At 71.2% G+C, this 14,879-nt stretch carries 12 protein-coding genes and 1 pseudogene; 7 read left to right on the top strand and 6 right to left on the bottom strand.

Going from position 1 to position 14,879, the window contains the following annotated elements; all coding sequences use genetic code 11:
• The first annotated feature begins 390 nt into the window (after positions 1-390).
• From KOI35_RS05425 to KOI35_RS05405, 5 genes and pseudogenes are all read left to right on the top strand, one after another.
• Entirely contained in the window at positions 391-3,996 is a 3,606-nt protein-coding gene (locus KOI35_RS05425; protein ID WP_215784935.1) for a sensor histidine kinase, read from the top strand.
• A pseudogene (locus tag KOI35_RS05420) lies at positions 3,993-4,398 on the top strand (roadblock/LC7 domain-containing protein). Before KOI35_RS05425 ends, KOI35_RS05420 begins: the two are co-directional and overlap by 4 nt.
• 91 nt (positions 4,399-4,489) lie before the next feature.
• The gene (locus KOI35_RS05415; RefSeq protein ID WP_215785499.1) at positions 4,490-4,867 is read left to right on the top strand and encodes a DUF742 domain-containing protein; all 378 of its coding nucleotides are present in this window, start codon (positions 4,490-4,492) and stop codon (positions 4,865-4,867) included.
• Position 4,868: 1 nt separating this feature from the next.
• Complete coding sequence (locus KOI35_RS05410) at positions 4,869-5,456, top strand: GTP-binding protein (protein ID WP_133874399.1); 588 nt, start codon at positions 4,869-4,871, stop codon at positions 5,454-5,456.
• Between the two features lie 94 nt (positions 5,457-5,550).
• On the top strand, positions 5,551-6,495 hold the full coding sequence (locus KOI35_RS05405) for a phosphotransferase family protein (protein ID WP_215784933.1): 945 nt from the start codon (positions 5,551-5,553) through the stop codon (positions 6,493-6,495).
• Here the strand turns inward: KOI35_RS05405 and KOI35_RS05400 are convergent.
• Entirely contained in the window at positions 6,484-6,942 is a 459-nt protein-coding gene (locus KOI35_RS05400) for a DUF2000 domain-containing protein (protein WP_215784932.1), read from the bottom strand. The two genes, KOI35_RS05405 and KOI35_RS05400, sit on opposite strands and share 12 nt — an antisense overlap.
• Positions 6,943-7,044: 102 nt before the next feature.
• On the opposite strand from KOI35_RS05400, the gene KOI35_RS05395 reads away from it, so the two are divergent.
• Together KOI35_RS05395 and KOI35_RS05390 are read left to right on the top strand one after the other, a co-directional pair.
• Positions 7,045-7,509 (top strand): Lrp/AsnC family transcriptional regulator, encoded by a 465-nt coding sequence (locus KOI35_RS05395; protein ID WP_246612609.1) that lies wholly within the window; start codon positions 7,045-7,047, stop codon positions 7,507-7,509.
• 7 nt (positions 7,510-7,516) lie between these two features.
• The gene (locus tag KOI35_RS05390) at positions 7,517-8,176 is read left to right on the top strand and encodes a 4a-hydroxytetrahydrobiopterin dehydratase (protein WP_215784931.1); all 660 of its coding nucleotides are present in this window, start codon (positions 7,517-7,519) and stop codon (positions 8,174-8,176) included.
• Here the strand turns inward: KOI35_RS05390 and KOI35_RS05385 are convergent.
• The 5 genes from KOI35_RS05385 to KOI35_RS05365 form a co-directional block, all read right to left on the bottom strand.
• Positions 8,159-9,145: a glycosyltransferase gene (locus KOI35_RS05385; protein WP_215784930.1), complete on the bottom strand. Its 987-nt coding sequence runs from the start codon at positions 9,143-9,145 to the stop codon at positions 8,159-8,161. The genes KOI35_RS05390 and KOI35_RS05385 overlap by 18 nt on opposite strands.
• Before the next feature lie 107 nt (positions 9,146-9,252).
• Positions 9,253-11,541: a transposase gene (locus KOI35_RS05380; RefSeq protein WP_308120797.1), complete on the bottom strand. Its 2,289-nt coding sequence runs from the start codon at positions 11,539-11,541 to the stop codon at positions 9,253-9,255.
• 64 nt (positions 11,542-11,605) lie between these two features.
• Positions 11,606-12,514: a SatS C-terminal domain-containing protein gene (locus KOI35_RS05375; protein WP_215784929.1), complete on the bottom strand. Its 909-nt coding sequence runs from the start codon at positions 12,512-12,514 to the stop codon at positions 11,606-11,608.
• A gap of 119 nt (positions 12,515-12,633) precedes the next feature.
• Positions 12,634-13,458, bottom strand: a complete 825-nt coding sequence (locus tag KOI35_RS05370; RefSeq protein ID WP_215784928.1) for an aldehyde dehydrogenase family protein — start codon at positions 13,456-13,458, stop codon at positions 12,634-12,636.
• Positions 13,451-14,875 (bottom strand): aldehyde dehydrogenase family protein, encoded by a 1,425-nt coding sequence (locus KOI35_RS05365; protein WP_215784927.1) that lies wholly within the window; start codon positions 14,873-14,875, stop codon positions 13,451-13,453. The genes KOI35_RS05370 and KOI35_RS05365 overlap by 8 nt, the downstream gene beginning before the upstream one ends.
• Positions 14,876-14,879: the final 4 nt, after the last annotated feature.

The following is a 14,879-nucleotide window of genomic DNA, read 5'->3' as shown; positions in this document are numbered from 1 at the left end:
GCGGTTCGGCGGCACTGATCATCCGTTCGGCCACAATGGTCCCTACAAACACTGCGAAATCCGGCATCTCACCTTGCCGATAGTTCGCAACCGCGCGATCGTTCCTCCTGCCGCGATCCTCTACGATCGGGCCGGTTGGTCGACGTAACCCCCGCGTCGATCCGGCTGAACAAGTGACGCTGAGGAAATGGCGCATACACAACCCGTGATATCGACCGGCGACGTCCCCGCTTCGGCGGAGCAACATCGCGTCACACAACCGGTCCGTGTCCGGCGGCCCTTTCTCTTTGACACTCGTCGTGATGGAATCTCGGGGGCTCGACGCGGCAGTCGGCCGTGTGCGGCGCCCGGCGAGCCGAGTGCCGGGGCCCGAAACAGGAGGACGGTGACGTGAGCAAGCGCCCCAAGACGGCGACCGGCGTCATGTCGCGTCTCCGTCGCCCGGCCGATCGGCTGCGAGATCTGCCGATCTGGTCGAAGCTTGGCCTCATCATGCTGGTTCCCACCCTGGCGACGATCATCGTCGGCGTCAGCGGCCTGGTCGACCACATCGACGAAGCCAACAACGCGGAGCGCGCCCGCACCCTTTCGGTGCTGTCGGAGGCGGCCGGTGGTCTGGTCGACCACCTGCAGAACGAACGCACCTTCGGCTTGATGATCACGACGTTGGACAACGGCAGCGCCGCGCAGAAGAAGGCGCAGGAGTCCTACCAGGCCGAGACCACCAAGGTCGACGCGGCCAAGGTCCCCTACGCCCAGCAGAAGGCCGCGCTGGACGACGTCCCCGACAACGTCAGCACCCTGCTCCTGCGCCTCGACCGCAACCTCGAGGACCTGCCCGCCAAGCGCAGCCAGATCGCCAAGGACCGGGCCGGCTCCGAGCCCGAAGAGACCTACACCAAGCTGATCGACGACCTGCTCGCCGTGCGCGACGCGGCCGCTCAGCTGGCCAGCGACACCGCGCTGAGCGACCACCTCCGCTCGGTCGCCGCGGTCGCCCGGGCCAAGGAATACATCGCCCGCGAGCGTGACGTCGGCCACAAGATCATCGCGGCCGGCGATCTCACCAACACCCTGCGCGGCGAGTTCCTCGAGGCTCAGCTCGGCTACACGCTGGCCGGCAACTCGCTGCAGTCGGTCGGCTCGGCCGCCGACGTCGCCGCCTTCAACAACATCGACAACACCGAGGCCGGCCGCGCCGCGACGAACTTCACCCGGCCGCTGCCCAGTGCCCAGGGCCCGAACACCCGCCGGATCCTGTTCACCACCGACTCGTGGGACACCGCGCTCTCCGGCTACGGCCAGGAGTTCCGCTCGGTCGAGGTCAAGATGGACTCCGAGATCGTCGACCAGGCCACCGGCCTGCGTAACGACGTGAACCGGCGGGTCTTCATCGAGACCAGCGTGCTGCTCGCCATGCTGCTGCTCGCGATCCTGTTCGCCTGGCTGGTCGCCCGGTCGATGGCCCGCTCGCTGCGCGAGCTGCGCCAGGGTGCCCTCTCGGTCGCCCAGTTCGGTCTGCCCCACGCGGTCAGCCGGCTGCGTGACCCGCAGCTGTCCACCTCGCTCACCCCGGCTCAGTTGGCCGACCAGATCGCCGAGCCCCTTCCGGTCCGCAGCCGCGACGAGTTCGGTCAGGTGACCGAGGCGTTCAACGCGGTTCACCTCGAAGCGGTGCGCACCGCGGCCGAGCAGGCCGCCCTGCGGGCCTCGGTCGCGACGATGTTCGTCAACCTCGCCCGCCGTTCCCAGATCCTGGTCGACCGGCTCATCGGTCACCTCGACCGGCTGGAGCGCGGCGAGGAAGACCCGGACCGCCTGGCCGAGCTGTTCCAGCTCGACCACCTGGCCACCCGGATGCGCCGGAACGACGAAAACCTCCTGGTTCTCGCCGGCGCCGACTCGACCCGCGTGCAGCGCGAGCCCGCCGCCCTGATCGACGTGCTCCGCGCCGCCCAGTCCGAGGTCGAGCACTACACACGCATCGAGTTCGGCATGATCGACCGGGACATCGAGGTGGCGGCGCACGCCGTCAACGACATGGTCCACCTGGTCGCCGAGCTCTTCGACAACGCGACCGCCTTCTCGCCGCCCAACTCGACGGTCATCGTCGAGGCCCGCAAGCTGGGCGACGGATCGCTGCTCACGGTGGAGGACCGCGGCATCGGCATCAGCCGCGAGCAGCTCCGCGAACTCAACGACCGGCTGGCCAACCCGCCGATGGTGGACGTCGCCGTCTCCCGCATGATGGGCCTGGTCGTGGTCGCCCGGCTGGCCAACCGCCACGCGGTCAAGGTCGAGCTGCGGCCGGCCGACACCGAGCGCGGCACGGTGGCCGAGGTCGGCCTGCCGCTGTCGGTGCTCACGCCGGGCCAGGGCCAGACCGCTCTGGGCCAGGGCCGCATGCAGGTCGGCGCCGGCTACGACGAGCAGGGCCGTCCGGGCATGCCCGAGCCGCTCGCGCTCGAGAGCGGTGGCCGCGGTGGCTACCCGACCGGCCGCCCGTTCGACCCGAACCCGCCGATGAACTCCGGTGGCATGCTCGGCACGAACGGCCGCTCGGTTCCGGCCTGGTCCGACCTCACCGGCGCCCCGTCCAACGGCTTCGGCGGCTCGAACGGTTCGCTGAACGGGCTCAACGGCGGCAGCAACGGGAGTAACGGCAGCAACGGCTTCTACGGCCCGCGCAGCAACGAGCCGATCCCGCCGCTGCCCTCCGGCCCGATGGGTCAGCCGTCGTCGCCGCAGGGCTACGCCGGTCCCGACGGGCTGCCGCAGCGCCGCAACGGCGACCGCCCCGACGGCGACACCAACGGCTTCGGCGCGACCATCCCGCGTCAGCTCCCGGCCAATCCCGAGACCCAGGGCCGCACCCCGTTCGTCCCGCCCGTCTCGGCCCCGCCGGTTCCGCCGATCTCGGCTCCTCCGGTGCCGTCCGGCCCGCCCTACGGCGGTCACCCGATCTCGGCCCCGCCCGGATCGGAGCCGCCGGTCTCCGGCCCGCCGACCAACACCCCGGTGTCGTCGCCGTCCGGCTCGATCGCCCCGCCGGCCTGGCCGCCGGTCGCGCCCGAGCGGGACAGCCAGCCGCCGCACGTGCCCGAGAGCCTCGCCGCCGCGCTCGACATGACGGCCGAGCTCCCGCGCTACCGCCCGGCCGACCAGCGCACCGACCCGCACGTCGAGCGCCCGACCAACCCGCAGACCGCGCCGATCCCGGCCTCCGCGCCGCCGGCCAGTCCGGTGTCGTCGGCGCCCACCTCGGGTGTGCCGAGCGGTGAGGCCCAGCGGGCCGCCGCCGCGGCCCGGGCCGCTCACGAGGCCGCGACCGCGCAGGCCGCCGAGGCTCAGGCCACCGCGGCCGCGCAGATCGCCGCGGCCCAGGCCGCCGCGCGTCAGCGGGACAGCCAGCAGGGCCAGTTCGCCGACGAGACGATGGAGCTGCCGATCTTCCGCGAGCTCGAGTCGGCCTGGTTCACCACGGCCCGTCCGGCCGAGACCAAGCCCTCGTCGGGCCCGCTCGACGAGCCGGTCAGCTCGCAGCGGATCCCGACCGGTGAGCCGTCCCGCACGGTTGGTGTGCCGCAGCAGGCCGTCTCGCCCGAGTCGCGCGACCGTGACCCGGCTACTGTTGGTGCCGGTGCCGTCAACGGCGCCGCCTCGAACGGCAGCAGCTCCAACGGCAGCGTCGCCGGCAACCCCTGGCAGACGGCCGCCGATGAGGGCTGGACGGCTGCTCAGGCGGCGGCGGAGGCGCACGTCGACACCACGACCACGGCGGGTCTGCCCAAGCGCACCCCCATGGCGCAGCTCGTTCCAGGTGGCGTCGACCGCGGCGACAAGTCCGTTCAGCGTCGCACTCCCGAAGGTGTCCGCGGTCTCCTCTCGGCTTACCACCGAGGTGTGCAGCGCGGGCGCACCAAAGAATCGACCAACCCGGAGGAGACTCCGGGAGGGCAGCAGTCCTCGCAGGCTGGCAAGGAGCATGAGGCATGACATCTACGCAGGATCTCGGTTGGCTCCTGGCCAACTTCGCCGACCGCGTTCCCGGCGTCGCACATGCGATCGCGGTCTCCGCTGACGGTCTGCTCCTGGCGGCCTCACGGGACCTTCCCCGGGACCGCGCCGATCAGCTGGCAGCCATCGCCTCGGGCCTGGTGAGCCTCACTCAGGGCGCCGCTCGGTGCTTCGAGGGTGGCGCCGTGCTCCAGACGGTTGTCGAGATGGACAACGGTTTCCTCTTCCTGATGTCCATCTCGGACGGTTCGTCGTTCGCGGTGCTCGCGGCTCGCAGCTGCGACGTCGGACAGGTCGGCTACGAGATGGCCCTCCTGGTCGACCGCGTCGGCGAGGCCCTGACCCCCCGCACCGCGCTCGGCCGCCGGGGTCCTCGGCTGAACGGGCAGCCGGCCGAAGTATTCGGCCGCTGTTCAAAAAGTTGAAAACTAGAGACACTTCTAAGGGTTCGAGGAAGGGGTGAGCGGTGACGATGCCCGAACGCGATGAGCCGACCGGCGCGCTGGTCAGGCCGTATGCCGTAACCCGCGGTCGGACCCGACCGAAGCTTGAGATAGCGCTGGAAGCGCTGGTCGAGACAACCGTTCGCGGGCGAACTGGGATCCGTGGCGGGCAGGGTGGAAGCGAGCATCAGTACATCGCGGCGATGTGCGACGGCGGCCGAGTTCAGTCGCTGGCCGAGATCGCCGCACGCATGCAACTGCCGCTCGGTGTGGCTCGTGTGATCGTTGCCGACATGGCCCACGATGGCTTGGTCGCGGTATATGAGCCCACCTCGCTGGACGACGAGACCGACGCGGTAGGCACGGAACTGCTGGAAAGGGTGCTGAGTGGACTTCGCAGGCTCTGACATGTCGCACCGTCCCGCTGCGGGGCGCGTGACGTCGGCGAAGATTGTGATCGCCGGCGGGTTCGGCGTCGGTAAAACGACGCTGGTCGGTTCGGTCTCGGAGATCACCCCGCTGACCACCGAGGCCATCATGACCTCGGCCGGTGTGGGTGTCGACGACAACCGGCAGGTACCGGGGAAGATGACGACCACCGTCGCCATGGACTTCGGCCGCATCAGTATCGACCGCGACCTGATCCTCTACCTGTTCGGAACCCCGGGCCAGACGCGTTTCTGGTTCATGTGGGACGAGCTGGTGCGGGGCGCGATCGGTGCCGTCGTCATGGTGGACACTCGGCGTCTCGCCGACTGTTTCGCCGCGATCGACTTCTTCGAGCACCGCCGCCTGCCCTACCTGGTGGCGATCAACTGCTTCGACGGCATGCAGTATCACAACGCTCAGGACGTTCGGGACGCTCTCGCGATCTCGAGTGACGTCCCGGTGGTGAGCTGCGACGCCCGTAACCGTGAGTCGACCAAGAACGTCCTCATCTCGCTGGTCGAGTATGTGCTGACGATGCGTCGGACACGCGCGGTGGCGCCCGCCTGACAGACGGTTTCAGCCCCGCTCCGGATGCCGGAGCGGGGCTTTGCCGTGCCTATATGAGTTGTGCCGAGCCGGTTCGCCGTCTAGAAACCGTGCAATGCGCGCTTTCCTGACGATCGATGACGTGTCCCCGATCCTGGCCGGCCGATGGGCGGACGCCGAGCGCGTCACCTCGCTCGACCGGCTCACCGGCGGCACCAAGAAGGGCGTCTACCGGCTCGGGCTCGACGACGGGCGCTCGGTGATCCTCTATCTGTGGGCGGACGCCGAGAACTACTGGCCGCCGTCCGAGACCGTGCCCGACGACCCGTTCACCGGTGCGTCCGGGGCCGAACTCTTCGTCAGCGGCCAGGCGGCCCTGGCCGGGGCGGGCGTCCGCGTACCGGAAGTCCTGCTGGCCGGGCCCGATCTGGTGCTGGCCGAGGACGCCGGCACCGAGACGCTCGAGGCGCTGATGGAGCGTGACCCGGTGGCCGCGGCCCGGCCGGTGGCCGAGCTGGGGGCGGCGCTACGCCGGATGCAGGCAGTTCGGGGCGAGGACTGGGGACTGCCCGCCGAGCGGCGGGTGCAGACCCGGCCGCCGGAGGAGATGGTGCTCGGGCGGGCGCTGAGTCACCTGCGGGCGGTGGCGGCCCAGGACGAGCGGCTGGCCGCGGCGCACGGGCGGATCGAGGGGCATCTGCGCGGGTTGCGAGCCGAGGTGAGGCCGCGCCGGGAGTACGCGCTCGTGCACGGTGAGCTGGGCGCCGACCACGTGATGATGAGCCCCGGAGGCGAGCCGGTGGTGATCGACATCGAGGGCGTGACCTATTTCGACGCCGAATGGGAGCACGCGTTCGTCCAGTTGCGCTTTCAGGAGGCGTACGGGGAACTCGGCTCTTTCGATCTTGATCCGGCGCGGCTCGAGTTCTATCGGTTCGCGCAGGTCATCGGTCTGATCGAGGGCCCGCTGCGGATCGCCACGACCGACTTCCCGAATCGGCGGTGGATGCTCGACCTGGCCGAACTGAACATCCGGAAGGCGCTCGCCTCAGGGCAGTAGCGGCAGCTTGCCGACCAGCTTGTCGACCGGGTTTCGCGGCCCGACGACGCTGACCGCGTAGTACTCGATCTTGTCGGCGCCGGTCTCGGCCACCGACGCGAGGTATTCGCTGTAGACCCGGGTGTGCTGGGCGGCCGCGGGCATGTCGGCGACGAAGAAGTCGGGGCGGGCCGAGGCCTTGGCCCGGATCGTCCGGAGCGTCTCGGTGTCGGCCGCGAGCACCGTGCACCCGGCCCACGGAAGACCCGGGTGGGTGTGGCCGTCGGCGTCCACCGCGTCGTCGCCGAGCAGGCCGCCCACCGTGCGGGCAGTGGCGGCGGCGACGCAGATCGTGGCGTTGGCGGCCCGCCCGGCCGGCAGGTCGGCGTCGACCACGACCACCCACTTCAGGCGGGCGGCCCGGGTCGGCGCGTTCGGGTCGATCTCGGCCGGGTCAAATCCGATCATCGCTGGCTTCCTCCGTGCTTCATTCAGTGTTCGGAGGAAATGCTAGGCAGGTGTTAGGTTCGGCGGCAATGATTCCGTACTTGTATCGGAGGAGCGCCCGAATTGGCTGACCTGGACGAACTTGATAAGGCGATCCTGCGGGAACTGCAGTCGGATGCACGGCGGACCAACCGGGAGGTGGCGGCGGCCGTGGGCGTCTCGCCGACCACGGCCCTCGACCGCACCCGGGCCTTGCGGCAGCGCGGGGTCATCCGCGGGGCGATCCTCGACGTCGACCTCAAAGCCGTCGGGCGTCCGGTGCAGGCGCTGATCGCGATCCGGATCCGGCCGCCGTCGCGCCGCAACATCGAGGCCTTCCGCGAGTGGGTGAGCACCCGGCCCGACACCCTCGGGCTCTACGTGACGACCGGCACCGACGACTTCATCGTGCACGTGGCCGTCCCCGACAACGACAGCCTCTACGAGTTCGTGATCGACCGGCTCACCCAGCGACCCGAGGTGGCCGACGTACGCACGTCGATCGTCTACGAGCACATCCGCAACAACCGGATCGCTCCGGCGCGATGATGAGGGCATGACGAAGCTCGATGTGAAGCAGATCGCGGACGAGAACCTCGACGGGTGGGTCCTGGTGCCCGCCGGGCTGCAGACCAGGATCGAGACCGGAGACTTCGGCACGGGGGTCGCGCTGGTGAACGCCGTCGCCGAGGTGGCCGAGCAGCACCATCACCACCCCGACGTCACCCTGCGCTACCCGGCCGTCGACATCCGTCTGACCAGCCATGACGTGGGCGGCGTGACCGACCGCGACGTGCGGATGGCCCGGGCGATCTCGGTGGTGGCGGACGGACTGGGTCTGCGGCTGTCGGTGGCCGGTGTGTCCCGGATCGAGTGGGCCCTCGACACTCCGGCCCAGGCCACGGTGTCGCCGTTCTGGGCCGCGGTGCTGGCCATGGAGGACTCCGGCGACAACGACGTGGTCGACCCGTCCGACCGGCTCCCCACGGTGTGGTTCCAGGAGTCCGGCGACGAGGAGCCGCGGCAGCGCTGGCACCCCGACCTCTGGCTCGACCCGGCCCACGTGCAGGCGCGCATCGACGCCGCCATCGCCGCCGGGGGCACACTGGTCAGCGACGCCGAGGCGCCGGCCTTCTGGGTGCTGGCCGACCCCGAGGGCAACCGCGTGTGCCTGTGCACCTGGCAGAGCCGGGGCGGGTCAGCCGACAGCGACTAGCCGTCCCATCAAGCTGCGGAGCTCGGTCAGGGCGCGCGGGTCGAGGCGCCGGCCGCCGGTGTCCACCACCTCGCGGATGCCCTCGAGCAGCCGGACGGCGTGGCCGACCTCGCCCAGCTGGACCAGGGCCTGCGCGGCCAGCCAGTCGCAGTAGGGCCGGGTCGCGCCCGCCGCCCGCATCTGCTCGACCAGCACCAGGCAGACGTCGTCGCAGCCGGCGGCCAGCACGAGCCGGGCCAGGAAGTCGGTGCCCTGCAGCCATTCCGGGGTGCCCGGGAACAGCTCGCGCAGCGTCTCCAGGGTGTTCGCGGCCTCCTGCCGGCGGCCCGCGCCGATCAGGCTCCGGCCGAGGTCGAGCAGCGCGCGGGCGACCAAAACGCGGTCGGTGCCCGCGTCGCTGAGGGCCTGCCGGGCCAGCGCGGCATTGCGGAGGGCTTTGCCCGTACGGGTCGTCGGGTCGGCGTAACCGTGATGCCGCAGCACGATCGCCTCACGCGGGGCGGCGACGACGTGGGGCGTACGACCGTCGCCGGTCACCAGACGCTCGTGCACCCGGCCCGTCCATCGGGCGGCCGTCTTGCGATGCAGGTGGACAGCGGTGTTCGTGTACGGCAGTTCGTCGTGGGCGTTGTCCACGACGACCTCGATCACGTCGGCCGTCGTGCGGTCCAGGAACTCCCGCAGCCGGCGCGGGTTCCCGATGTAGCGCTGGTCGGCGTCGACGGTCAGCACCCAGAGAGCGCTCCACCCCGCCAGCGCCTCGTTGCGGGCCGAACCGAAGTCATCGGTCCACTGCCCCCGGGTAACCGTCGCGCCGAGCTCAGCGGCGATCTGAGGCGTTCGATCGGTCGAGCCGGTGTCGTGCACGTGTATCTCGTCGACCACCCCGTCGAGCGAGGCCAGACAGCCCGCCAGTTCGGTTTCTTCGTCGCGCACGATGAGGCTGGCTGCCAGCGGGGGAGTGGTCACCGATCCATCGTCGGCGTCTTTCCTGTTTGAAACTGGCAAAACGGGGAAACGCCGCGGCCCGGCCGTCCGCTTACGCGGGGCCGGGCCGTAACGGTCTGGTCGTGGGCCTAGCGCGAGCTGGACCCCGCGTTGTTGCGGAAGTCGTCGGCGCCCTCGCGGTCACGGGTGAAGTCCCAGCCGCCGGCCGCCTCGCGACCCGGACGGCCGCCCATGGCGAAGCCGCCGATCTCCTGACCTCGCCGCCAGCCCCGGAAGTAGCCCGTGGTGTGAGCCGCGATGCTGGCCGCGTCGCGGACGATGCGCAGCGGGCGCTCGTCGCGCAGCGGGGAGCCCGGCACCAGGTTGGCCTGGGGAACCCGCTTGGGCAGACCGGCCGCGGTCTCGGCCGCCACCTCGGGGATGGACGCCTTTTCGGCGGCGCGCCAGCCCGAGTCGTTGGGGTTGGTCCAGTCCATCTTGTCGGACTGCTCGTTGTGGCCGGTGAACCAGGCCGAGCGGGCCGCCGCGAAGATCAGCAGGTCGGTGTCGTTGCTGTCGGCCGGCACCGGTGGGTTGATGCTGCGGTCGAGCGCGGTCAGCTTGCTGCTCGTGGTCGACGGCGACGACATCGGGCGACGGACTCCGTTGCGACCCTCGACCAGCCGTAGCGACGGCGGGTCGGAGATCGACGGGCGGTCGGCGACCGGGGCGTTGAGGCCGTTGGCCAGCTGCGACTCGACCAGGCGCAGGGCCGGCGGCTCCTTCGGCATGTCCTGCCACGGCGGCCGCACCCGGCCGTCGGCGGGCGGGGCACTGGCCGAGGCGGCCGGGGTGGCGAGGTCGTCGTTCCCACCGGTGTTCATCAGCGGCCAGTTGGCCCGCGAGCCGGGCTCGGGAGCCTCCTGCCCGCCCGGACGCTGGGCCGGCATGGGCAGCGAGTAGTCGGTGGCCTCGCCGGTCGGGGCCCCGGGGCGGGTCGTCGGGCGCGGCGGGATGACCGTGCGCTGACGCTCGGCGCGGGCGTTGTTGATGGCCGCGTTGGTCAGGGTCGCCCGGAACGGCTGGCCGGTGTCGGCCGGCGACGTGCCACCGGGCCCGCCCGAAGTGGGCACGCCCGAGGTGGGCACGCCGGACGACGGCATGGTGCCCGGCGAGACCGAGGCGGCCGGGAACACCGTGCCGGTCGGGCTGCCCGTCGGCGGGCGCGAGACCGGACGGGAACCGGGCGTGATCGGCGTCATGCCGGGCGGCAACGGCGGCTGCGAGATCGGCCGGTTGCCGGGCACGGGACCACGGTTGGGGAACAGGGACGCGGCGGCGGCCGCGGGAGCCGCGGGCGGCGGCGTGACCGGGCGGGGCGCCAGCGGCGGCGGCATGACCGGGTCGGGCGCGACCGGCGGCGTGGTGAGCGGCCGCGGGATGACCGGGCCGGTGCCGGTCGAGGCGGGCTCGGGGCGCAGCCGGCGACCGAAGCGCGAGCCCTCGTCGGGCACGGACTGCAGCGCGGCGGGCTGCTCGGTGGTGCGGCGGGTGCGCCGGTTGGCCGGGGCACTGCGGGCGGCGATGGTGCCGATCAGGGAGGAGCAGGCGGCGTCGCAGGCGCGCACCGAGGCGACTGCCTGGCGGACCGTCTCGCCCGCGGCCGGGGCCAGCGACTTGTTGACCCCGCCGCGGCGGGGCGACTCGCTGATCGCGACCTGGAGCGCGGTGACGGCGGCGATGATCTCGTCTTCGGTGCCCGCGCCGGCCCGGGTGAGCTCGACCGCGACCTGCTCGGCGACGCGCTGGGGCTCGCCCAGGGCGGTGAGCCGCCCCGGCTCGGGCAGCGCGTCGAGCACGGCGAGGGCGAGCGGGTGGGCCGGGTCGGGGTAGGCCCGCAGCGCGGCCGGGTAGAGCTCGCGGAGCACCTCGCGCAGGGCGATGGCGGCCGCGTGCCGACCGGTGAGCAGCGCGACGTGCGCCGCCAGCACCGGCTTGTAGCTGACCAGGTCGCGCGGCACCGGCAGGCTGCCGGCGGCGAGCGCCCCGGCCTGCAGCGCGCGGGCCAGGCCGACGGCCCGGCGGGCGGCCGGCGGCGCCTGCATCTCGTCGACAGAGTCGTCGTCGGCGAACCGCTCGGCGAAGTCGTCGGTGGTGTCGTCGTCGGCCACCACCAGCGGCCGGCCGGCCGCGGTGAGCAGTGAGGTGACCAGGTGGTCGTCGCTGTCGGCGGCGACCGCGGCGTCGGTGAATCCACTCGTCCGTTCCACGAGCAGCGCGCCGAGCTCGGCGTAACCGCCGGGATCGTCGCTGATCTCGTGAACGCCGAGCAGTCGTCCTGCGTCATCCACGACGGCGATGGTCAGGTGTGCGGCCGAAGCCCCACGCACCGAGTCATCGGCCGACGCCAGACCGCAGTACACGCGCACGAGCGCCACGGCGTCGTCTCCTCCCCTGGGACAGCTGTCGGTGGACCAAGGATTGATGGTCCCTGGTGAGGGGTCAGTCGCGCCAGTCCACAGCTGCAGAGATCTTGCCGATTACCGAGCGCCAGCCGAGACTTGCCTGTTGTGCCCCGATTTTCTTCAGTCGCCGTCGACCGAAGAAACCACCCATGCCACCGTTTTCCGCGGCACGGAGGGACTCGTCGAGGTCGTCGAGCGGCGAACCGGGCGACAGTGCCAGGATCACCGGCTTGAGCCGGAGAGCGTGACCGAGGTCACGCGCCACCTCGCCCGCGGCGATGAGCAGCGGCAGGTCCCACGTGTCGTGCCCGCCGCGCAGGTTTTCCACCACGAGGTCGAGCTCGTAGCGGTTCTCCGGCAGCGGGTCGATGTCGGTCGACTGTACCCGGTCGGCCAGGGTGCCCCAGGAGTCGATTTGTGCGAGATCGTGCGGTGCACCCGAACGAATGAAGGAGACCAGCGACTCGGGCGTCTTGAAGGCGATCAACCGGCCCTTGTGGCTGAGGAATGCGGGTACTTCCTCGTCCTCCGCCTCGGCGGCGGCCTCGTCCTCTTCGTCGTCGAAGTCGGCCGGGTCGGGCTCGTCGGCCGCCTTCGCGTCCTTGCCGTCCTCGTCCTTCTCGCCCTCGGCCAGCAGCGCCTGGAACTCCTCGTCGACGATGACCTCTTCCTCGTCATCGTCGTCCGGCTCCGACTGGGCGCGGCGCTTACGAGCCTCGAAGGGGTCGTCCTCGTCGACCTCGACCTCGGTCGGGGTCAGCGTGGAGGCCTGACGGTAGGCGCGCAGGGTGAGCGCGACGCCGCCGGGCAGCGCGATCTCGACCGGCTCGACGCCGACGGAGTCCCAGAGCTCACGCCCGGAGAGCCCGTCGTCAGACTTCGCCGGCGCAGTGGACTGCGCGGCCACGGGCGCGGACGCCTCGGGCTCGTCGGACTGGCTGGTCACGGTGACCTCCGGGATCTCTGCTGTCTGCGGGACGGGTGATTCTGCCGACACACCCTAATGGGCGTGCCTGGGCGTGGGCTGACCGTCCCCCGCACTTCCCCTTTGACCGGTGCGAACGATCAGAAACCCTTCGGGTGCCAGACCGTCTTGATCTCGAGGAGGGCGGTCATCGCACCCGTGCCCGGGTCTTCCGAGTAGTCAACGCCCGAAACGGGTCGGACGACCCGCTTCAGGGTGCCGGCGGCCGCTCTTTCGAGTTCGGTGGCCAGCTCGGAGTCGCCGACGCCGGACAGGTCGAGCGCGTTCACGTCGTCGTGCGAGGCGAGCCAGGGCGCGATCTCGGCGGCCCGCCCGGTCAGCACGTTGACCACCCCGCCGGGCACGTCGGAGGTGGCCAGCACCTCGGCCAGGGTGATCGCCGCCTGCGGGTTGGAGGCGACCACGACCACCGTGTTGCCGGTGACGACAGCCGGGGCGATCACGCTGACCAGACCGAGGAGCGTCTCGGGGGCGATCACGCCGACCACGCCGGTCGGCTCGGGGGCCGAGATGTTGAAGAACGGGCCGGCCACCGGGTTGGCCCCGCCCGCGATCTGGGCGATCTTGTCGGACCAGCCCGCGTACCAGACCCAGCGGTCGACCGCGGCGTCGACCTCGGAGCCGGCGACGCCCAGCGCCTTGAACTCGCCCCGGCGGGCCTCGAGCATCTCGGCGATGCGATAGAGGACCTGGCCGCGGTTGTACGCCGTGGCGCCGGCCCACTTGGGCTGGGCCGCGCGGGCGGCGACCACGGCGTCGCGGGCGTCCTTGCGGGAGGCGAGGGCCACGTTGTCGCCGTCCACCAGATAGGTCCGTCCTGACTCGCTGCGCGGGAACTTCCCGGCGACGTACAGCTTGTAGGTCTTGCGTACCGCGAGGCGGGACGACGTCGAAGACTTAGGCAAGGTACGCCTCCAGACCGTGCCGGCCGCCTTCACGGCCGTAACCGGACTCCTTGTAGCCGCCGAACGGCGACGTCGGGTCGAACTTGTTGAACGTGTTGGCCCAGACCACACCGGCGCGCAGCTGGTCGGCCACGGCCAGGATCCGCGAGCCCTTGTCGGACCAGATGCCGGCCGAGAGTCCGTACGGCGTGTTGTTGGCCTTCTCGACCGCCTCGGCCGGCGTGCGGAACGTCAGCACGGACAGCACCGGGCCGAAGATCTCTTCGCGGGCGATCCGGTGGGCCTGGGTGACCCCGGTGAAGATGGTCGGCGCGAACCAGAAGCCGCGGTCGGGCAGCTCGCACGGCGGCGACCAGCGTTCCGCGCCCTCGTCCGAGCCGACCCCGGCCAGCTCGGTGATCCGATCGAGCTGGGCCTTCGAGTTGATCGCCCCGATGTCGGTGTTCTTGTCGAGCGGGTCACCCACACGCAGGGTGCTCATCCGCCGCTTCAAGGCCTCGAGGAGAGGAGAAGCGATCGACTCCTGTACGAGCAGCCGCGAGCCCGCGCAGCAGACGTGCCCCTGGTTGAAGAAGATGCCGTTGACGATGCCCTCGACGGCCTGGTCGATCGGGGCGTCGTCGAAGACGATGTTGGCCGCCTTGCCGCCCAGTTCGAGGGTGAGCTTCTTGCCGGTGCCGGCCACCGAGCGGGCGATCTGGCGGCCCACCTCGGTCGAGCCGGTGAAGGCGACCTTGTTGACGTCGGGGTGCTCGACCAGATAACGGCCGGTGTCGCCGGCGCCGGTGACGATGTTGACCACGCCCGGCGGCAGGTCGGCCTGGCGGCACACGTCGGCGAAGAACAGCGCGCTCAGCGGGGTGGTCTCGGCCGGCTTGAGCACCACCGTGTTGCCGGTGGCCAGCGCGGGCGCGATCTTCCAGGCCAGCATGAGCAGCGGGAAGTTCCACGGGATGACCTGACCGGCCACGCCGAGCGGGCGCGGGTCGGGACCCAGGCCGGCGTATTTCAGCTTGTCGGCCCAGCCCGCGTAGTAGAAGAAGTGCGCGGCGACCAGCGGCAGGTCGACGTCGCGCGACTCCTTGATCGGCTTGCCGTTGTCGAGCGACTCGAGCACGGCGAACTCGCGCGCCCGCTCCTGCAGGATGCGGGCGATCCGGAACAGGTATTTCGCGCGCTCCGAACCGGGCAATGCCGACCAGCTCTCGAAGGCTCGGCGGGCGGCGGCCACGGCGCGGTCGACGTCTTCCGGAGCGGCCAGCGCGACCTCGGCCAGCACCTCCTCGTCGGCCGGGTTGATCGTTTTGAAGGTGCCCTTGGCCTCGGTGAACTCGCCGTCGATGAACAGCCCGTAGGACGGGGCGAGGGAGACGATCGAGCGGGACTCGGGGGCGGGAGCGTAATCGAAGAGCGGCATCGGC

Origin of the sequence: Paractinoplanes bogorensis, assembly GCF_018829635.1 — a bacterium.
In the GTDB taxonomy this organism is placed as follows: domain Bacteria; phylum Actinomycetota; class Actinomycetes; order Mycobacteriales; family Micromonosporaceae; genus Actinoplanes; species Actinoplanes bogorensis.
This window is presented reverse-complemented; position numbering and strand designations above follow the sequence as displayed.